The organism is Bacteroides fluxus YIT 12057 (assembly GCF_000195635.1).
Lineage (GTDB): Bacteria > Bacteroidota > Bacteroidia > Bacteroidales > Bacteroidaceae > Bacteroides > Bacteroides fluxus.
Map to the genome: position 1 here is coordinate 83,300 of NZ_GL882606.1, position 21,498 is coordinate 104,797.

Genomic DNA, 21,498 nt, shown 5'->3' on the forward strand with positions numbered 1-21,498 from the left:
TGCGTATGTCTTGTCCAAATTGGGCGAAAACAAAATTTTATAGAATAGGGCGGGAGAGGTGTATTTCTATTCCGGCTGCTTCTATGTCGGCGCCCATCGGTGGGTTGCGCTTGGAAAGTGTGAACCTTATCTCTTCTATCTGAGGGAAGTCACTGAAAAGTCTGTCGATAATTCTTTTGCCGACATGTTCCAACAGTTTGGAAGGGACACTCATTTCCTTTTTGACCGTTTCGTAAACATCGGCATAACTGACGGTGTCGGCCACGTCATCCGTTTGCATAGCCTGCTGTATATTGACTTTAAGTTTCAGGTTGACAATGAATTCATTGCCGACTAACGTTTCTTGCTCGCCTACTCCGTGGTGGGCAAAGAAGCGCATACCATTAAGAAATATATGACTCTCCATTATTATGTTAAAATTTATATTATAACTTGTCGGGAAACAAAAGTAAGTTTTACTTCTTAGTTGGCAAAGCAAAACATATAGTTTCTTTAGAGGTCGTCAGTAATGGGTATTGATTGTGCCGTTTGGTTTCTGAATATACCGACTATGAGGTATTGCCGTGATGTGTTGCATGCGGTAACTTTGTAAAAAAGAGCAAACAAACGTTGCTGATACAAAAATGTAAGTCCTTTTTGATTAGGATTGGAAAATAATGTAAAAAAGGATATATATCAATCAATAAATATCTCATAAATAAATAGTTACAGATGAAATTAAATGCAAGAATGAATGTGGAGAAAGTGGCTGTCATGCTGCTTTTTGCAGGTCTATGGATCGTTTCTTCAGCCAAGGCCCAAACGCCTGATAGAGTAGATGTACATGGTACCATTTATGAACTGGAAGGGACAAAAATGTTGCCGCTGGATTTCGCGACTGTTTCGTTTCCTGACTATGCTATTGGAACAACCAGTAGGAATAAGGGGCGTTATATATTTAAGAACGTGCCGGTAGGCAAAGCACGGATGAGGGTTCAGTTTTTGGGTAAACTCCAGATTGACGTTGTGGTGGATGTCAGAGGAGATATGGAGCCGTTGGACTTCACAATGAAAAATGAGGATTTCAAAATTAAGGAAATCATTGTTACCGCACAAAACAATCAGGCGGGAAATTCTACATCCTCCAGAATAGCGCGTACGGCCATAGACCATGTGCAGGCGACAAGTTTGTATGACTTGATGGCTTTGATGCCTGGAGGGCTTTCTTCGGAACCCAATCTGGACAATGCCCGGCAGATCAACATACGCCAGGTCTCGGATGCGACAAAAGTCTCGAATTTCAATGCGTTGGGTACAGCCATTATCAGAGATGGAGCTCCCGTTTCGAACAATTCGAACCTGCAGGCTATGAGCCCTACGGTGGGTGGGCAGGCGGTTGCTTTGTCGGGTGGATCATCACCTGCAGGAGGATTGGATGTACGCAGTATCGGCACAGAGAATATAGAGTCGGTGGAGATTATCCGTGGAATCCCGTCTGTGGAATACGGTGACCTTACTTCCGGAGCCGTTATCATCAACGCTAAAGCAGGGCGTGAACCTTTGCGTATCAATGCGAAGGCCAATCCAAAAGTGTATCAGGCTTCTCTGGCTACAGGCTTTACATTAGGTGAAAATAAGGGAGCGCTGAATGTCAGTGGTGATTATGCTTATAATATTTCCAATCCTACGCAGTCTTACCGGCACTACCAGAGACTTTCTGCAAGGGTGATGTATTCTAATGTTTTTCTCAACAACAAGTTACGCAGCAACACCTCGCTTAACTTTATCTATGGTAAAGACCAGCGTGACCGTAATCCGGATGATGAAATAACAAAGACTGCTTCGCGCGGCGAGGATGTGGGTGTGACGCTCAATACTAATGGTTCGTGGAACATTGACAAAGGGTGGTTAAAGAATGTGCGTTATGTCGTTTCGGGTACTTATACAGGTAAAAGTAGTTATTACCAGCAGGTTTATTCTTCGGCCAATGCTCCATATTCCATGACTACTGCGGATGGAACGGTTCTTTCCAATATTCCCGGCCGGCATGTCTATGATGCCGGGGGAAATGAGATTACCCGTTTCGGTGATGCTGATGTGCAGAATTATGCCATTTATCTTCCCAGTAGCTATTTGGGACATTATAATATTGACAGCAGAGAGATTAATGTCTATGCCAAACTGGCTACGAATTTCTTCAAACAGGCCGGGCGTGTCAACAATAGAATGTTGGTCGGTGCAGATTTCAGGTCGGACGGCAATATGGGTAACGGAAAAACTTATGATCCGTCCGCTCCGCCCTATAGAAATCTAAGTCAGAACAACGCCACTTTCCGTCCCCGTTCATACAGGGACATCCCTTTCATCAACCAGCTCGGTCTTTTTGCCGAAGAGAACTTCAACTGGCGGATCGGTTTGCGGATGCTTAATATTCAGGCTGGCGTGCGCTATGACCATGTGTCTGTAGTGAAAGGAACACTGTCACCGCGTATAAATGCATCTTTCGACTTGGTGCCGAATCTGTTCACTATCCGCGGGGGATATGGCATTACGGCGAAGATGCCTACTCTGCTTTATCTGTACCCGGAAAAGGCCTATTTTGAATACGTCAACGTCAACGAACTTGCCAATGAGAGAATAGCTGAAAACGAACGCATGTTCATTACTACTACAAAAGTGTATAATGCGGAAAACAAGGACTTGAAGATTGCCAGAAACTATAAGGCGGAACTTGGGTTTGACGTGCATGCGGGAAAAGTAAATTTGGCGGTGACTGCTTTTTCTGAGCGCCTGAAGAATGGGTATTCTTTGGATGCGGGGTTCAATACCTTCAAGCCTTTTATGTATAACGAGTATGGCCGCGATGAAGATAATCAACTGGTGTTGACAGGTAGCCATCCGGTACTGTCCAAGTACTATGCACCAGGCAATAATCTGTTTGTCAATACGAAAGGAGTTGAATTTGACTTGAATCTGGGACGTATTGATGCTATCCGCACTTCTTTCTTGTTGAATGGTGCCTGGATGTGTACTGAAAGTTATACCAATGGGTACAACTTTTATGACAACAGCGGGAGTGGAGCTTCGCAGAGGAAGCATGTAGCCATTTATGAGCCGAAGAGCTCTATAAGTCATGACCGGCAATTCTCTACTACGTTGCGGGCTACACACAACATTCCGAGTATTGGTTTTGTGGTGACATTGACTGCGCAAGCTGTATGGCAGCGGTCAAACTGGAGGACTTTTGGAAATGACTCCATTCCTATAGGATATATTTCAGTAGAGGATGCATCCGTAAATATGTTCAAGCCGGGACAGTACACTACGGCAGAGGCTGTGAAAGAGGCCGGATACGGGTATATGTTACAGAATGTATCGCATTCTGATGCCATCAAGGAGTCTTATTCGCCTTTTTTCTGTTTCAACATCAATGTGACGAAAGAAATCAGTGATAATTTCCGTGTCTCCTTTTTCGCTAACAATATGTTCAGAAGTTATCCACGAAAGGAGTCCAAGCGTTCTCCGGGTACTTACATTACTATGAACAACCGCTTTTATTTCGGTTTGGAATTAGCGCTCACCTTATAAAGAATAGATTATGAAGAAATATACGATTATTTTTGTTTTGACGGCGCTGGCATTGGTGTCGTGCGAGCAGTTCAGAGAAGCCAATGATGCGGAAAATATAGCTCCTATCAGCGTATCTGTAAAACTGCGGCTGGAAATGGAAAACTTGACGTTGGCTGAAGATTTGCTTGTCAAGTTCGACAACTATAATGAAGGGCTGCATCTGGAAAAAGGGTTTAGGAGTGAAAATGTACAGGTGGACGGTATTGTGCCGGGAATCTACACCATCAGCGTCTCCGGAGTGGCTACTGACCGGGAAGGGGGTGAATACTATTTGAACGGTAATTTGGTGAATAGAGCCTTGTTTGACAACGGGACTTCTCTGGAACTGCCGTTGAAAGGTCTCAAAATAAGTCCGTTAGTGTTCAAGGAGATTTATTATGCCGGTTCAAGGACTCCCTTGAATGCGGCTTACTTCCGTGACCAGTTCTACGAGATTTACAATAATTCTGCAGAAACCCAGTATTTGGACGGCATTTACTTCGCCAATCTTACTCCGGGCAAGGCTACCACCTCTTTGCCTCTTTGGCCGGAAGAGGACGGTGACGACTATGTTTACGCTGAACGTGTGTGGAAATTTCCGGGTAATGGCAAGGAGTATCCGTTAGCATCCGGCGAATCGTGTGTTATTGCCCAGTTTGCCGCCAATCATAAGTTACAGCAGTATAATCCTGATTCTCCGGTAGATTGCAGCTCGTCCGAATTTGAGTTTAATATGAACAATCCCAATTTTCCCGACCAGCCCGCCATAGATATGGTTCATGTGTTTTATAATGGCAAAAGTGAGATAGGAAGGATACCGCAATACCTCACTTCTGTTTTTGGAGGAGCATACGTGCTGTTTAAGGTAGCGGAGGGTGATACATGGGATCCGGTAAATGACCTGTCCATGAAAACGACGGATTTGAGAAAGCCTAACAGTAAGAACTTTTATGCGAAGATTCCTGTCAGATATGTGCTGGATGCGGTGGAAGCCATTGATAACGAGTCGATGGTCAATGCAAAGCGGATACCGGCCGTTCTTGATGCGGGGCTTACCTATGTCGGTGCCACTTATTGCGGTTTGGGTGTGGCGCGCAAACCGTCTATGAATGAGAACGGTGAATTTCTGAGGAGAGAGAATGGGGCTTTGATTTTTCAGGATGGCAACAACAGTACGGATGATTTCGAGAAAAAGGTGGTTCCGGAGTTAAGAAGATATGGTACGGGGATGCCGTCGTGGAATCATAGTAAATAATAGGTTGAACTACATATTTAGAACAGAAAGATATTATGAGAAGAAATATAGCAAGAGGATTAGGTATCCTTTCATTAGTCTGGCTTTCGGGAACATCACTCCATGCGCAGGGATTCTCTCCGGCAGGCATGGAGTCGCTGATGCAGCAAAAATTGTGGTTCTACTCGCGGAATGCCGCCGGAACAGTGTTTGATGATACACGGAATTATTCGAATGTAAAAGTTGGGTATGGCATGGAAAGGGGCGACTTTCATCGTCCGCAGGAGGGGGAAGACACCAGACACTTGAATGTAAGCAGTGAAGGTTTCCTGAATTTGAGGGATGCTTATGTATGGGGAGAGTTCTCTTTTGAGCAAAGGAATGTACATGATGCCGGATATAACGCCTCCGTCACGGATCCTTTCAGGGGGATGCCCTATTATGTAGTCGATTCACATCTTAGCAAGTGGAGGAGCCAGTACTATAATCTGAGATTCCGGGCAGCTACTCCTTTGTACTGGAACAAAGTGGCGTTTGGACTCGAGGGAACATATGTTGCTTCCATTGCAACCAAGCAGAGAGATCCCAGGGCAGATACTCGTTTCTATACATTGGAGCTTGTGCCGGGCATTACTTATAATATCAATGGAAAACATAAATTGGGCGGGAATTTTGAATATGCATCCATCAAAGAGGATTCCCGTATGAGCAATGCCAACAATTATGTTGACCAGGATTATTATGAGTTATATGGATTGGGCGTTGCTGTCAAGGGTATCGGCAGCGGACGGACTGCCAACTATTTTGGAAACCGGCTAGGCGGAGGGATACAGTATAATTATAATGTGCGGAAAGTTAATGTTTTGTTTGAAGGAACCTATACAGTGAAGGTAGAGAATGTGGAAGTTTCCTTTGATGATCCCAGGAAAGATGCGAGCGTCAAAGAGCGGGTGGCGCAGGCTGCCTTGAGCCTTTATGGTAGGGGAAACCGGTTTTCTCATTTTTTCAGGACCGGATATTATTATCGGCATATAGATGGTATCCAGTACGTGAGTCAGTATGACAACAGCGATTCGCAGAACGGCTGGATGGATTTGTATCATAGTATCCGTTCGACGTATCGACTTAAGGTGGCGTCTGCCGACTATTCTGTTTCAAAAAATAGGGGAGATGAGTATAGTTGGAAAGTGGATGTGGGTATCCGGTATAGAAAAAACAAGGATGAGTATCTGTTGCCCAATTCTCTCAAAGGGGCGGAAAATCTTTATTGGGGCTTATGCGGGAAGAGGAACTTGAGTATCGGCAATACGCATAACAGGCGTCTTCTGGTTAGTGCTGCTGCCGGATATAACAAGAACCTGTCCGGCAGTTACCGCTATGGGGGCTCGCATGCCGATTATCTCACTGTGACGGAACTTGAAACGCAGGATGAGAACTATCTTATTTCCGACTTCTATCGGATAGGAGCGGATATAACCTATTCGCAACAGTATAGTGCAGACAAGAAGACCCATATTTTTGCAAAAGCAGGCTTTGACTATGTGAAAACGTCTGATTATGGCTTTGACCATAGAAGCTATATTACTTTTAGTATGGGGGTTAATTTTTAACATGTTTTCTAAACTAATAAATAACAGGGAAATGAGAAGATTTTTATTTTTAGTATGTTTTATTGTAGTATCCATGACTTCGTCGTATGCCCAGCGTGGGTTTGCTATTGTCGTTGACCCGAAAAGTTATAAAGAGGCTAAGTTGGAAATAGAGCAGTATGCAGCGGCGATAGAAGCTGTTCAGGGGCTGAAGGTATATAAGGTAATTGATCGTTGGGGGGTACCCGACTCTATTCGGGCGGAATTGATCCGGCTGCACACGAAGAAAAGATACCCCATTGAGGGAGCTGTGTTTATCGGTGATATTCCGGTTGCCATGATCCGGGATGCACAACATCTGACGAGTGCTTTCAAAATGGATCAAAGGCGTGACCGCAAACAGTCGTCTGTACCATCAGACCGCTTTTATGATGATTTTGGGCTTCAGTTCACTTATTTGGATAAAGATGAAGATGCTCCTTGGTTCTATTATTCTTTGTCGGCGGAGTCAGGGCAATATCTGCGTCCGGATATTTATACAGGAAGGATACGCCCGACTGATTGCAACGGAATCTCGCGTTATGATAAACTTCGCGGCTATTTGAAGAAGGTGGTGGCTGAAAAGTTTGGCGGGAATGTACTCGACAATATGCTGTTCTTCGGGGGGCATGGGTATATTTCAGAATCCATGGTGGCCCGTATGGATGAAAAGGAAGGACTGTATGAACACTTCCCCTGGTTGAGGCGACAGAAAAACGGTATCGGCTTTATAGACCATACGCAGGAGGATGTGATAAAGTTTCGTTTGATGAACGAACTGATGCGTCCGGAACTAGACTATGCTGTCCTGCACCACCACGGTTATTGGGATACTCAATATCTGAACAACATTCCAAGACCGAAGAATCCGCTTCAGGCCAAGGAAATGATACAGAGCTACGGGCGTGCGCATATCCGTGCCGCCAGGGAGAAGGGGAAAAGCGTGGATAGCATGATGGTGAAGATGGAACGCCGTTTTGACATTCCGCATACATGGCTGGGAAATACATTTGAACCGGAAATATGCAGAAAGGATTCTGTTGAGGATGCTGATTTGGATTTGCATCTGGCGGATTTTGCGACCTATGATTTTAAACCGAATTGCCGTGTTGTCATGATTGATGCCTGTTTCTGCGGCTCGTTTCACAAGGAAGATTGTATTGCCAATGAATACATCTTCAGTGCGGGCAAGAACATAGCATGTATTGCCAATACAGTGAATGTTCTACAGGACAAGTGGAGTGACCGTTATATGGGATTATTGGGACTGGGTATGTGTGTAGGGGATGTGGCGCGGTATTCCGGCTATCTTGAATCTCATGTAATCGGCGATCCTACATTTGCTTTTACTCCGGCAGTGAAAGGCGTAAATGTGAATAAGCTCTTGGCAGATGATGATGCTTCCGTTTGGAAAAAGTGGCTGCATAGGAGTGACTTGCCGGAATTGCAGTGTATGGCTATTGAGCAGATGAATAGGGAACGTCTGGTTTCATCGGCCGAATTGCTGGACATTTTTCGTACTTCACCCAACGCGATTGTACGCATACAGGCGCTCGTGTCTTTGTCGGAACTAAGGGACGATTATTTTATCGAAGCGATTAAGTTGGCTGTGGATGATAGCTATGAGATGGTCCAGCGTTTGGCTCTCCGTTTTTTGGGACAAAGCGGTGATGAGCGTCTGATTCCTTCACTTATAAAAATCTGTATATCCAACAATACATCCGAACGTTGTAATTTCAATGCACTGAATGCTTTGTCCTTCTATCCGGAAGATAAGTTGTTGGCTGAGTTTGACAAACAATTCAGCAGTGACGGTATCTGCTATATCAATAAAAAAGAAGTGGGAAATACTATCCGGAAGGCAATCAAGTCAGCTTCTGAAAGATGGGTGGATGACACAATGTCCATTGTTGCCGATGATACGACCGACAAAGCACGTAGATCAAACATCCGTACCTTACGTAATTATTGTCCTCATTATTTGGTTCCGCATCTGCTTTCTTATGTGAAGGAATCCGGGCAACCTGAGATGCAGGTGATGTTGCTTGAGGCATTAGGATGGCATAGATATTCGTATACAGCGCCTCAGATTGCCGCTTGTGCCAAGGAGATGAGTGAGAATATGAACCTGCCTTTGGAAGTTCGTGAAGAGGCTTTGAAAACTTACAAGAGAGTAAAGTAGCCGTTTCCGGTCGGGGGACAACTGGCATGTCGCAAAAAAAGCATTTGATCTTGAAATGGAATCAAATGCTTTTTCTGTATGCTCTTGCAGTTTTCTATCTGCCTGTCTGCTCAATCAATCCTTTTATTTTCTCATTCAGACTTTCTGCTTTCATCAATTGTTCTAACGTCAAGTGCATGCGATATCGCCAATAATGCCGCGGATTGGCAGGAATATTGATGCGTTCTTCTTGCACATTGGGGTTACGCCACTTTCCGTCCATTGACATCCAGTCCTGCAAAGAGAGGATACTGAGAATGGAATTACTGTATAAATGATTGCGTACCACTTCTTCACAAAGTTCGGGCGTAGCCACGGCTGGTGCGGTACCGTAATGTCCCAGCATGGTATTGTAGTATCTCTGTGTCTGTTGGAAATCTTCTTCCCACCATCCACGGAGAGTGGACATGTCATGCGTGGAGATGGTACATACGGAACGGTAAGGATACCAGTCCGGATGGCCGAATTCTTGGGATGGATCCTTCGGCATACGCTGTATTTCTAGAGATAGGATACGCAGATCGTTCATTACCCATGCCACACAGTCGGGAATCATGCCTAAGTCTTCTCCACACACCAGCATGCGTGTAGATTGTGTGAGTTGGGGAAGCTTCTTCATGGCTTGTTCGCCCCAGAAATCATTATGGCGATGATAATAGTACTGGTCATACAGGCGGTTGAAAGCCGATTTTTCCCAATCGTTCAGAGCACGGTAAACGAAGTCGTGTTGCACACCGATACGCGGGTGATATTTATGGGAATCTGTGCGGTCGGGCACAAACAAAACATCACTGATCAGTGCATACAATCCGTCACGGATCCAAATGCTGTCTTCATCGGTCTTACCGGCAAAATAAGCTTCTACCTTGCGCTGGGTATCGAATTCCGGACGCATCCGATAGATTTCGTACGTATTGGTCGGTTCGATGAAAGTCTGTTTTACATAGTCGGTATGGGGACCGAACATCTGTCCGAGGAAATATTCATGGATGTAGGGCTTTAAGAATTCTTCACGGAATGCCAGTCCGTAGCTTTCTATTTCCTCACGTGTCATAGGCAATGCGGGCACAAATTGTCCCAACAGACCATGTACGGCGTTCATCGGTATCTCCCAGATGCGGAAGAAACCAAGGATATGGTCAATGCGATAGGCATCGAAGTATTCGGACATTTTACGGAAGCGCTTCATCCACCAAGCATATCCGTCTTGTTCCATAACATCCCAGTTGTAAGTGGGGAACCCCCAGTTTTGTCCGTTTACAGAAAAATCATCGGGTGGAGCACCGGCTTGCCCGTTCAGATTGAAATAGTAGGGTTCTGTCCAAGCTTCCACACTATTGCGGCTGATGCCGATAGGAATGTCACCTTTCAGTACCACCCCATTGGCACGGGCATGTTCAGTAGCTGCAAGCAGTTGCAGGTGCAGGTTGAACTGGATGTAATAATAGATGGCTATATGAGGATAATCAGCTGATTCCGGTTCACACAACTTTTCAATTTCTTTTACGTCGTAAGTGCTGTATTTAGGCCATTCACGGAAATTCGGTGTTTTATAGGCATCCCGTAAATAGCTGAATACAGCGTATGGCTGTAACCATTCTTTATTGGTTTCATAAAATTCCTTGAAAGCTTTTGAGGACAGGACCTTTTCACCTTCCTGCTTGAAGATGAGATGGAAATATTCCCATTTCGTTTGGTTTACAGCTTCATAATCTACTGTAGGCAAGGCGTTCAGTTCTTTCTGGCGCTTGTTGAACGCTGTCATCAGGCTCTTGTCTTTTAAATTCCCCAATAGCCTTAAATCCGTGTACATCGGGTGGAAAGCGTAGATGGAGATGCTGTTGTAGGGATAAGAGTCTGTCCATGTATGGGTCATTGTCGTGTCATTGATGGGCAGAATCTGTACGGCTTTTTGACGGGTGGCGACTGCCCAGTCAATCATACGCTTCAAGTCACCGAAATCGCCTACTCCGAAACTTTTCTCAGAGCGGAGGGAGAATACAGGAATGGCTACCCCGGCTCCTTTCCAGGACGGAAGGCTGAAATATACGTAGCGGTCACCAATTGCCAAGGTTTCGTTCGTATCTATTTGCGGATCGGCCATATAGCGGTTGGGGTTGTTTTCCCAAGCTACGGCACGGTGTTCTTTCTTGTTATAAAGTATGAATTTGTATTCCAGCGGGAAATTGATCCTGCCTGCATCCACTTCTATCTGCCATTCAGGGAAAGTGGCGTCACTCATCAGGACGGACTTGTCCGGATCCCAGTCACCCAATATTTTCTGGTTGCCGCAAATTGCCAGACAATGTTCGTTGTCGATGCAGGGCGCATATGCTTTTATCAGCAGTCCTTTTTTGTGTCCTTTGGGGGCGGCACTGCGTTCACGGTGTGCCAACAAGGATTCTGTGAAAGCAGAAGAGTAGAAATATTGTTGTTCCGGCAAGTTCTTCCAACAATCTTCTATGCGATAGTTCTTCTTTGAAGAGCCTGTGACATAGAGCGTACGGGGAAGACTGTCCCATTCCGTACGTATGGATTTGCCATCGCGATAAATATAGTAACTGTACTGAATAACACCGTTCTCCGGTATCTGGATACCTACTTTGGCACTCCAGTGTATGCCATCGATTGTACTGAGAGCGATAGCTTTGTCGGATTCATTGTTGCCGAGTTCGGGAATGGAACCTAGAACTCTGACTTCTTCACCCCAACTGGTGCGATACTCGATATTAAATGATAGTGTCATATATATTAGATTTATAAATAGCAATAGCTGCAATGATTATGCAAGTATAGAAATTATTCTTCATAATCATGCAGCTATTGTTATTCAAGTCATTTAAAATCCTATGCAAACGTTTGTGTTTGTTTGACCCTTATCCACAACGGGAGGCGCCACAGGTCTTGCAAATGAGGCAACCTTCTTGGTAAACCAAAGTTTCGTTGCCGCAGTTGGGGCATTTCTTGCCTTTGGCTTCCGTGCCGTCCTGAATGTATTTCTTTAAGGCACGTTCTACACCGTTTTTCCAGGTATTGATGTTTTCGCTATCCAATTGTAATGAACCGACCAATTTGATAACCTGTTCAATAGGCATGCGATAACGCAATACACCGGAAATCAGTTTAGCATAGTTCCAATATTCTTTATTGAACTTTTCGGACAATCCTTCAATGGTGACTTTATAGCCGCGCTTGTTCTCGAACTGGAAGTCATAGCGTTTATTGCCATTTTCATCTATATTCTTGATGATATGGCCGGAGGTTACATTCTTTGGCAGAATGATACCTTCATCATCATCCAATACACCGGTGAAAATCTCATAAGGATGATTGTCCAGTAAACCGACAAATGCCACCCATTTTTCTTTGTTGTTTTGAAAACGTACCACGTCTGCGTCCAATACTTTAGGACGAGTTTCGACAACCGTAGGCGGCTTGCATGGAGGAAGACCTTCTTTCTTGTCGCTCTTGGTGGAAATAAGCACGCCTGAGCGGGAACCGTCACGATAAACCGTACATCCTTTACAACCGGATTTCCATGCCTCTATATATAAGCGGTTGACTAAATCTTCATCTACATCATTCGGCAGATTGATGGTTACACTGATGGAGTGATCTACCCATTTCTGGATGCGTCCCTGCATCTTGACTTTCATCAGCCAATCTACATCGTTGGAAGTTGCCTTATAATAAGGTGATTTCGCTACCATTGCATCAACCTCCTCTTGAGTATAGCGTTTGGCCGGGTTGTAGCCCTGTGCCTCCATCCAAGTTACAAACTTGGGATGGAAAACGATATATTCTTCGAATGCATCACCGGTTTCGTCTATGAAATCAACGTGAACATTGGTGTCGTTCGGATTGACTTTGCGGCGGCGTTTATATACCGGTAAGAATACAGGCTCGATACCTGAGGTGGTTTGTGTCATCAAACTGGTAGTACCCGTCGGAGCTATGGTGAGGCAGGCGATATTGCGGCGGCCGAACTTTTTCATTTCTTCGTACAGTTCCGGATCAGCTTCACGCAGACGGTTGATGAACGGGTTGTTTTTCTCGCGCTCGGTATCATAAATCTCGAATGCACCGCGTTCTTTCGCCATTTCTACTGAGGAACGATAAGCATTAAGGGCAACCGCTTTATGTACTCTTTCTGAAAATTCAGTAGCTTCTTCTGTCCCATATCGCAGCCCTAAAGCCGCAAGCATATCGCCTTCAGCTGTAATGCCGACACCGGTACGACGTCCTTGGCCACTCTTTTTGTATATTTTCTGCCACAGGATGCGTTCTGTATGTTTCACGTCTTCACATTCCGGATCAGAATCGATTTTCTCCATGATGCGTTCAATCTTCTCTAATTCCAGGTCGATGATGTCATCCATGATACGCTGTGCCAGTGAAACGTGCTTTTCGAATAGTTCGAAATCAAAATAGGCATCCGGCTTGAATGGATTTACTACATAAGAGTATAAATTAATGGCAAGCAGGCGGCATGAATCATACGGACATAAAGGAATTTCACCGCAAGGATTGGTGGATACGGTACGATAACCCAAATCCGCATAGCAATCGGGCACGGACTCTCTTATGATAGTATCCCAGAAAAGTACACCGGGCTCTGCGGATTTCCATGCGTTATGCACAATTTTCTTCCATAAGGCGGAAGCGTCGATTTCTTTTTTGAAAACAGGGACCTCCGCATCAATCGGGTATTGTTGCGTGTATGGTTTGCCTTCAATGGCGGCCTGCATGAATGAGTCGGCAAGTTTCACGGATACATTGGCTCCGGTCACTTTCCCTTCCGTCATTTTGGCGTCAATGAATGCCTCGGAGTCCGGATGTTTGATGGAGACACTCAACATTAATGCTCCACGACGACCGTCTTGGGCTACTTCACGGGTTGAGTTTGAATAGCGTTCCATGAAAGGAACCAAACCTGTAGAAGTTAATGCGGAATTCTTTACCGGAGAACCTTTCGGGCGGATATGCGACAAGTCATGTCCCACGCCTCCACGGCGTTTCATCAGCTGTACTTGTTCTTCATCTATTTTAAAGATGGCGCCGTAAGAATCAGCTTCACCATCTACTCCGATTACAAAACAATTGGATAAGGAGGCCACTTGATAGTTATTACCGATTCCGGTCATCGGACTTCCTTGGGGAACAATGTATTTAAAGTGATCCAATAAATTGAAAAGTTCCTCCGAACTTAATCCGTTAGGGTACTTGGCTTCAATTCTTGCTACTTCATTGGCTATTCTCCAATGCATGTCTTCCGGAGACTTTTCGTAAATATTTCCGAAAGAATCTTTGACCGCATATTTGTTTACCCAAACTCTAGCGGCCAACTCGTCACCTTGGAAGTATCGTAAAGATTCTTCGTAGGCCTCTTCATAAGAATAAGTTTTTTTTTCCACGATGCTTTGTTTCTTAGATTTTGTTGCAAATAAGTATATTTGTAGAAGCTTTACTTACTGCTAACAAATGCTTTTGCAAATATGAGAATGTTTTTCAATCTGACAAAATAAAAATGAATGTTTTTATTAACCGATTGATAGTTTTCTGAATCTAAATGTTAATAATTTGATTTTTAATTAATTGGTTCTTTAAAGAGAGAGGCAAGTTCTCTAAAAAGGAAATTATAAACAATTTATGAGTATAGAAAGTTTGCTCTTTTTTAGAAAGTCTTCCAAACTTTTATCTTACCATAAAATGACACTCTGTGATTCTTTTTATATCTTTGCAAGAAAAAGAAAGAATGGAAAGTTTGAAACAAAGGAGAACAATACGGAAATATCAGCAAAAAGACATTTCTGCTGATTTGTTAAATGATTTGCTTGAATCCTCTTTTCGTGCCTCTACGGTAGGGAATATGCAAGTTTATAGCGTAATTGTAACGCGTGATGCTGAGCGTAAAGCAAAGTTAGCCCCTGCTCATTTTAATCAACCCATGGTGCAAACGGCTCCGGTAGTGCTTACATTTTGTATTGATTTGCGTCGCTTTAGCAAATGGTGTGAGCAACGGAAAGCTGAACCTGGTTATAATAATTTCGAGTGGTTTGTGACTGGTGCCGTAGATACCTTATTGGTGGCTCAGACTTTTTGTATAGCCGCTGAAGAAAAAGGATTGGGAATTTGCTATCTGGGGACTACGACTTATAATCCTCGGATGATAGTTGAGGCTTTGGAGCTTCCGGAATTGGTGTTTCCTTTGACGACTGTAACTGTGGGATGGCCTGCTGAGATGCCTGAACAGGTGGACCGTTTACCTATGGAAGCGATTGTGCACGACGAAACCTATCATGATTACACTCCGGAAGATATAAATAAGTACTATGCTTATAAGGAGTCACTCCCGGAAAATAAGCAGTTTGTATCGGACAACAATAAAGAAACATTGGCTCAAGTCTTTACAGATGTACGCTATACGAAGAAGGACAGTGAAGCAATGTCTGAGAATCTCTGGAAAGTAATGAAGAAACAAGGGTTTTAAAGATAGGCAAATAAAAGTATGATAGTCTTCTTTAGCCATACTAAACTTGCTGAGGCGTTTTCTTTCTTAAGATAAAGGGAAGAGGAGCTCCGGCAAGTTTAGGATGACAGTATCTGTTTACATTCAGTTACCTTTCTTTAATGCAGCTTGAATTTCATCGAATTCCGCTCGGAATGCTTTATCCACTTCCTTCAGTTCCTTGATTGTTTTGCAGGCGTGAAGTACGGTTGCGTGGTCCTTATGCCCGATTAACGTTCCGATTTTGGCTGTAGAGAAGTCCGTGTAGCTTTTGGCTAAAAACATGGCTATCTGTCGTGCCTGCACTACCTCGCGCTTTCTTGATTTGGTATGAATTGTAGCTGTCTCCAAACCGAAATGCTTGCATACGGTGTTGATGATGTCATCAACGGTAATTGCCTTGCTGTCGCTGTTGACAACTTTGCGAACAATACGTTGCGCTAATTCCAGGTCAATATCTTTATTGTAGATAGTGGAATGTGCCATGATGGAGATAACAATGCCTTCCAGGTCACGTACGCTGTCTCCTACATTCTCTGCGATGTAGTCGATTACTTCCGGTGGAAACTGTAAACCGTCACGATGTATCTTGTTGCGCAGGATATTCTTGCGAAGTTCTACTGTCGGTCTTTCCAACTCGGCCACCATTCCCCATTTGAAGCGTGTGATGAGACGTTCTTCCATCCCTTGTAATAATACGGGGGCACGGTCTGAGGTCAAGATGAGTTGTTTGCCGTTCTGGTGCAAATGATTGAAGATATGGAAGAATGTGTTTTGTGTTTTGGTAACGCCTGCAAATTCTTGAATATCGTCGATGATTAATATGTCAATGGTTTGGTAGAAGTTAATAAAGTCGTTGGTCGTGTTATTGCGTACAGAGTCGGTGTATTGAACCTGGAATAAGTGTGCAGATACATATAATACACGTTTTTCAGGATATAATTCCTTGATTTTGGTTCCTATGGCATTGGCAAGGTGAGTTTTGCCTACCCCCGAAGCGCCGTACAGGAATAGAGGGTTGAATATCGTTTTGGCCGGATTTAAAGCGACGGCTTCTGCCACACTGCGCGATAGCTTATTACTGTATCCTTCAATGAATGTCTCGAAATTGTATTCCGGATTCAGATGCGGATCAAGTTCCGGAATTGGAATTTCTGGAATGGCTTTGGTGATAACCGGTTTTTGTGGGGCTATAATGGTGCGGTGTGTGGATTCCAAGTTTATCGTTTTCTCCGGACGGGAACTTTTGTCCACCATTACATTATACATCAATTTAGTCCCCTCGCCAATGACTTTATAAAGAGTTTTGCGTAACAAATCTACGAATTTGTCTTCCAAAAACTCATAGAAGAACTGGCTAGGCACTTGCACGACTAGCGTTTTGTCCTCATATTTTAAAGGAATGATGGGGAGAAACCATGTTTTATATGTCTGCTCCGGAACATTGTCTCTAATAATTTCAAGACAGCGATTCCACAGCCCGACATGATTTATTTCACTCATAACGGCTACAGATACATTTATTAATTAAGCAAAACTTCTACGCATGCAAAATTGGCAATCTTATTTGAGAAAAACAAATGGCGTTTTTCTTGCATTTTTCTATAAAGTAATAAGCGCTTTACTTTCAATCACTTATCAAACAGCATAGAAAATACCCCTGATTGCTTACTGTTGCATTTGTCTAATGTCTTGATTTATAGTGATTATTATGCTGCTTTTAACTCTTTTTTATGGCTTGTGGCCTGAGAATGGAAACCCCTTTTTCATTCTCTAGATAGAGGTATTAAGCACTTTCCTTTCAATTTGTTTTTTCTGCTGTTTATTTAGACGTAATCTATATAATCACTTTTTCTACTTGTCTTTTTTACCAAATAAAGAAAAATGGACATAGCGTTTCGGATGTGATTTTAAGTCTTCCAATAAACTGGCAGCATTGGATGTCGTGGCGTTTAAATTATTATAAAGAGCCGGGTCATTGAATAAAAGTCCTATGGTATTGTTTTTACTGTTCAATTTGTCTGTAATCATTTTTACATTAGCCAATGTAGAATCTACTTTCTGCATGGCTGCAGCATAATCTATCTCTTTCAAATTGTTGGAAATGAGAATGAAATTGTCTCCTATGGTATTTAATTTACCTGTTAGCTGCGGGATATCGTTTTTCATAAGTACCTGCAATTGCTGGGTCGTAGCGGCCATGTTGGCTGTTAGCGCCTGTACGTTATGCAGGGTGGCAGGAATGGAGGGGTCTGCAAGGATGGTGTTTAATGAAGCAAGGATGGAGTCTAATTTAGGCAACATCTGTTCCACTTGCGGCATCATATTGGCTACTTTCTCCATCATTCCATTGTTGAGGGTACCGGGGATGGTATCGCCGACTTGGTATTTTTCATGCGGGTTGTTTACGAGCAATAAGTTCATCTTGACACCGCCCAACATTTCAGCAGCTAGTTCGGCTGTACTGCCTTTGGGAATACGTAATTCCGGATCAATGTCAATTTCAGCGACCACCTTTCCCGGCTGGGTATAGTCGTAATACAAATCGCGCACGATACCTACACGGAAACCATCGGCAAAAACCGGGCTTGATTTAGTTAGCCCATTAACGTTCTGGAACTTCACGTAGAAATAACTGGAAGGCTTGAACATGTTGATACCTTTCAGGTAATTGATACCATATATTAAAATGCAGAGGGCGGCTATGCCTGCGATTCCTATTCTGACTTCTTTAGTGATATACTTCATGATATATTTTGTTGTTATTTGTTTCTATTCTTTTTAAATTCGTTGATGGCTGCATGGATATTGGTCTTTTCACCGTTCTTGAATGCTATGATAAAAGCATCTTTGAATTGTGTAGTGATGCTGCGCTTGGTTCGTAATACTTTGTTATAATCAGGTGAAGCACCATAAGTATATTTATAGATTCCATCTTCTTTGTAGTAATCAACGCCTTTCAGACCTTTCAGCCTTTTGTCGTTTTTGGCTAAAGGACGGGAAGAGGTGAGGATTTGTATTTTAAACACAATATCGCTTGGTCCTGTTTGGGCAACGGCGTCCTTTTCGTTTTTGGGAGGACGTTGCACTTCCGGTTTTGGCTCTTCCAGGGAACCCCTTTCTTTTTCAACTTTGGAGGCTGGAGAGTTGGCGGTTTCAGCAGGAACAGGTACTTCTTCCGGCGTTATGGTGTTGCTGCTTCCGTTTAGGCGAATTTCCTGTTCACGCTTGTAAGTCAGGAATGCACGAAAAATACCGTTGGCGAGGGAAGCTGTTCCGTTTTCTGTATTCAAGTAGCGTTCCTCTTCCGGAGTAGAAATAAATCCAAGTTCCACTAATATACTAGGCATGGCGCTGGCTTTCAGTACAAGGAAACCTGCTTGATGCACGCCGCGGTCTGCACGTTTGCAGGTGTTACGGAAATGTTTTTGTACAAGCGAAGCCAGATGTACACTTTGGGACATGTACTTGTCCTGCATGAATTCAAAGATGATGTATGATTCCGCTGAGTTAGGATTGAATCCGGCATAGCGCGTCTTATAGTCGCTTTCATATAAAATAACAGAATTTTCACGCTTGGCTACCTCTAGGTTGGCATCTGATTTAGCAAGACCCAATGTCCAGGTTGAGGCACCTTTGGCTGTTCTGTTGTTGGCCAATGCGTTGGTATGTATAGAGATAAATAAATCAGCCTTGGCATTGTTGGCTATTTCTGCACGCCGGTCAAGCGGAATGAAAATATCTCTGTCACGGGTATAAACAACTTTCACATCCGGACAGTTGTTTTTGATCAATTTGCCGAGTTTTAGTGCTACATTCAGATTTATGTTTTTTTCTTTGGAGATTTTGCCAATAGCGCCGGGGTCATGTCCGCCGTGTCCGGCGTCAATAACGACAATAAAGTCTTTTGCTTCAGCGCTGCCGATACAGAAAGGAAAGACAAGCAGCCCTAAGCATACACTGATGTATAATATGTAGCGTCTATATAGTTTCATATAAAAATTGTTGCAAATGTAGTGGAAATTTATAGAAAACTCATACTTTGCCTTTAAGTTTTGTACTTTTTGCGTTCTTTTTCGTTGGATTTAGTTTTTATTTCTTTATTCTTTTTCTGATAATATCCGTACCTTTGCAGTGGTATTAAAAAAATAGATGGGTATGATTCTTCGTTTTTTGAAGAACTGGACATTGCCTTTCGCAATGATTGCCGGCACTTTAGGATATTTCTTTTTGGCAAAGGTCTCTTTTTTATCTCCTGCCAAACCCTATATAAATGGACTGGTTTCTTTTTTGACTCCGACTCTGATTTTTGCTCAATTACTGCTTACTTTCTGTAAGATGGAAGTACGTGATTTGAAACCGAAATACTGGCATGGGTGGCTGTTGATGTTTCAGACATTTTCCTGTCTGATAGTGGCAGCGTTATTGGTATTTTGTCCCATGGAAGAAACTTATCGGGAAATTTTTGAAGCAGCAATGGTTTGTCTTGTCTGCCCTACTGCAACTGCAGCAGCAGTCATTACCGGTAAATTGGGGGGAAGTGCATCAAGCCTGACTACCTATACTTTGTTATCTAATTTTTTGGCGGCACTAATTGTCCCGTTGGTATTTCCCTTAGTGGAACCGAATGCGGATCTTACCTTTTTCATCGCTTTTTTGAAGATATTAAGTAAGGTATTCCCTCTATTGTTATTTCCATTCTTTTTGGCTTGCTTCTTACGTGTATTTGCACCCAAGGTTCACCGTTTTTTAGTAGGTTTTCATGATGCTGCTTTTTATTTGTGGGCTGTGGCGCTTGCCATTGTTTCGGGACAGACTGTACGTTCATTGGTGAATAGTGAGGCTCCTGTTTTTGTAGAAGTGTTGATTGCTTTGGCCGGGTTAGTAACTTGTTGCATACAATTTTATTTAGGAAAAAGGATAGGAGGGCATTATAAGGAACGCATTAGCGGTGGACAGGCGTTGGGGCAAAAAAATACGGTGCTTGCCATTTGGATGGCATATACTTATCTCAATCCTTTGTCTGCTGTAGGACCTGGCTCTTATGTGTTATGGCAAAACATAATTAACTCGTGGCAGTTGTGGAAAAAGAGAAAGAATGAGTGTCAATAAGCCAAACGCTTTGTTTCGCTATGGCAAACACTTTGTTTCCCTTAGGCAAACAGTTTGTTCAGATAAGCCGAATAATCCGTTTTGTTGATTTCGGTGAAGAGGGAGACCGGACGTTATTTGTAGGAATGAATGTAGATGGCTGCGATACTATCTCGCAGAAAGGGTATGACGGATAGGGCGGTTATGGCCTAATGCTGGTCATATCCCAATTTTGTTTCATTATAATCTGATGCGATATAAGTTGGCCTGCCCTTGGTTTCTTTGAAGATACGTCCTATATATTCACCTATCACACCTAATGAGAAGAGCTGGATACCGCCCAGAAAAAGAATAACGACAATCAATGTCGGGAAACCGGCGGCTTGGTCACCGTATAATATTGTTTTAATCAAGAAATAGATGGCGTAAATGAAACTGGAAAAAGAAACCAATACGCCGCATACGGTAGCTATGCGCAACGGGGCGGTTGAAGAGGATGTGATTCCTTCGATGGCGAGATTCAGCAACTTGAAGAAACTCCATGAAGAATGTCCGGCCAAACGATCTCCCCGGTCAAATTCAATCCCCTTTTTCTTGTAGCCAATCCAGCAAAACAGTCCTTTCGTATAACGCTCGTGTTCACGTAAATTGCGGAGAGACAGTACACAACGTCTGTCTAACAAACGAAAGTCTCCTACATTCGGTAAGATGTCTATCCGGCTCATTTTCTGGAGTATCTTATAAAAGGCAAGAGATAACCGGCGTCTCAACCAGCTTTCTTCACCGCGGTTACGACGTTTGGCATAAATGTCATCGTACCCCTCTTCCCAGTATTGCAACATCTGATCTACCAGTTCGGGAGGGTCTTGCAGATCGGCATCCATTACTACACAGCAGTCTCCTGTGGTATAGTCGAAACCAGCCAGCATAGCGATTTCCTTGCCAAAATTGCGGGATAGGTTTACATAGTTAACCCGTTGGTCTGCTTGCCGTAACCGATGAAGGCAATCCAAGGTTCCGTCACAGCTTCCGTCATTGATGAACAGGATTTCCCATTCATACATATCATTTCGATTGATGAGTTCTATTAGACGTCCATAGAGCGAAGGAAGCATGGCTTCTTCATTGTAAACAGGGATTAATAGGGTTACTTTCTTCATTATAATTAGGTGTCTGGCAAATACTTCGCAAATATATTACTTTTGCCGCAGTTTAGGATTATTTTAGC

General features: G+C 43.4%; 14 protein-coding genes. 7 read left to right on the forward strand and 7 right to left on the reverse strand.

What is annotated here, in order from left to right; genetic code table 11:
- Positions 1 to 37 precede the first annotated feature (37 nt).
- Entirely contained in the window at positions 38 to 406 is a 369-nt protein-coding gene (folB, locus tag HMPREF9446_RS01095) for a dihydroneopterin aldolase (RefSeq protein ID WP_009123607.1), read from the reverse strand.
- A 305-nt stretch (positions 407 to 711) separates the two neighbouring features.
- Between folB and HMPREF9446_RS01100 the strand changes: the two genes are divergently transcribed.
- From HMPREF9446_RS01100 to HMPREF9446_RS01115, 4 genes are read left to right on the forward strand one after another with little or no spacing between them, the layout of a single operon-like run.
- Positions 712 to 3,567, forward strand: coding sequence for a TonB-dependent receptor (locus HMPREF9446_RS01100; protein WP_009123608.1), 2,856 nt, complete (start codon positions 712 to 714; stop codon positions 3,565 to 3,567).
- Between the two features lie 10 nt (positions 3,568 to 3,577).
- Positions 3,578 to 4,843, forward strand: a complete 1,266-nt coding sequence (locus HMPREF9446_RS01105; protein ID WP_009123609.1) for a DUF4876 domain-containing protein — start codon at positions 3,578 to 3,580, stop codon at positions 4,841 to 4,843.
- A gap of 35 nt (positions 4,844 to 4,878) precedes the next feature.
- Positions 4,879 to 6,432, forward strand: a complete 1,554-nt coding sequence (locus HMPREF9446_RS01110; protein WP_009123610.1) for a DUF6850 family outer membrane beta-barrel protein — start codon at positions 4,879 to 4,881, stop codon at positions 6,430 to 6,432.
- Positions 6,433 to 6,463: 31 nt separating this feature from the next.
- Positions 6,464 to 8,632, forward strand: coding sequence for a HEAT repeat domain-containing protein (locus HMPREF9446_RS01115; RefSeq protein ID WP_039968205.1), 2,169 nt, complete (start codon positions 6,464 to 6,466; stop codon positions 8,630 to 8,632).
- A 94-nt stretch (positions 8,633 to 8,726) separates the two neighbouring features.
- Here HMPREF9446_RS01115 and HMPREF9446_RS01120 read toward each other — a convergent pair whose 3' ends face one another.
- Positions 8,727 to 11,417, reverse strand: coding sequence for a 4-alpha-glucanotransferase (locus tag HMPREF9446_RS01120; RefSeq protein WP_009123612.1), 2,691 nt, complete (start codon positions 11,415 to 11,417; stop codon positions 8,727 to 8,729).
- A gap of 130 nt (positions 11,418 to 11,547) precedes the next feature.
- Positions 11,548 to 14,085 (reverse strand): adenosylcobalamin-dependent ribonucleoside-diphosphate reductase, encoded by a 2,538-nt coding sequence (locus HMPREF9446_RS01125; RefSeq protein ID WP_009123613.1) that lies wholly within the window; start codon positions 14,083 to 14,085, stop codon positions 11,548 to 11,550.
- A gap of 341 nt (positions 14,086 to 14,426) precedes the next feature.
- Here HMPREF9446_RS01125 and HMPREF9446_RS01130 point away from each other — a divergent pair, with 341 nt between their 5' ends.
- Positions 14,427 to 15,161, forward strand: coding sequence for an NADPH-dependent oxidoreductase (locus HMPREF9446_RS01130; RefSeq protein WP_039968207.1), 735 nt, complete (start codon positions 14,427 to 14,429; stop codon positions 15,159 to 15,161).
- A 123-nt stretch (positions 15,162 to 15,284) separates the two neighbouring features.
- Here HMPREF9446_RS01130 and dnaA read toward each other — a convergent pair whose 3' ends face one another.
- The 3 genes from dnaA to HMPREF9446_RS01145 form a co-directional block, all read right to left on the reverse strand.
- Positions 15,285 to 16,682 carry a chromosomal replication initiator protein DnaA gene (gene dnaA / locus HMPREF9446_RS01135; protein WP_009123615.1) on the reverse strand — a complete coding sequence of 466 codons (1,398 nt, stop codon included), beginning with the start codon at positions 16,680 to 16,682 and terminating at the stop codon, positions 15,285 to 15,287.
- 351 nt (positions 16,683 to 17,033) lie between these two features.
- Positions 17,034 to 17,927, reverse strand: coding sequence for an MlaD family protein (locus HMPREF9446_RS01140; protein ID WP_009123616.1), 894 nt, complete (start codon positions 17,925 to 17,927; stop codon positions 17,034 to 17,036).
- A gap of 14 nt (positions 17,928 to 17,941) precedes the next feature.
- Positions 17,942 to 19,174, reverse strand: coding sequence for an N-acetylmuramoyl-L-alanine amidase family protein (locus tag HMPREF9446_RS01145; RefSeq protein WP_009123617.1), 1,233 nt, complete (start codon positions 19,172 to 19,174; stop codon positions 17,942 to 17,944).
- 163 nt (positions 19,175 to 19,337) lie between these two features.
- On the opposite strand from HMPREF9446_RS01145, the gene HMPREF9446_RS01150 reads away from it, so the two are divergent.
- Both HMPREF9446_RS01150 and HMPREF9446_RS18580 read left to right on the forward strand, forming a co-directional pair.
- Entirely contained in the window at positions 19,338 to 20,291 is a 954-nt protein-coding gene (locus HMPREF9446_RS01150) for a transporter (protein WP_039968223.1), read from the forward strand.
- A gap of 20 nt (positions 20,292 to 20,311) precedes the next feature.
- Positions 20,312 to 20,467, forward strand: a complete 156-nt coding sequence (locus tag HMPREF9446_RS18580; RefSeq protein WP_009123620.1) for a hypothetical protein — start codon at positions 20,312 to 20,314, stop codon at positions 20,465 to 20,467.
- A 12-nt stretch (positions 20,468 to 20,479) separates the two neighbouring features.
- Here HMPREF9446_RS18580 and HMPREF9446_RS01155 read toward each other — a convergent pair whose 3' ends face one another.
- On the reverse strand, positions 20,480 to 21,430 hold the full coding sequence (locus HMPREF9446_RS01155; RefSeq protein WP_009123621.1) for a glycosyltransferase family 2 protein: 951 nt from the start codon (positions 21,428 to 21,430) through the stop codon (positions 20,480 to 20,482).
- Positions 21,431 to 21,498 lie beyond the last annotated feature (68 nt).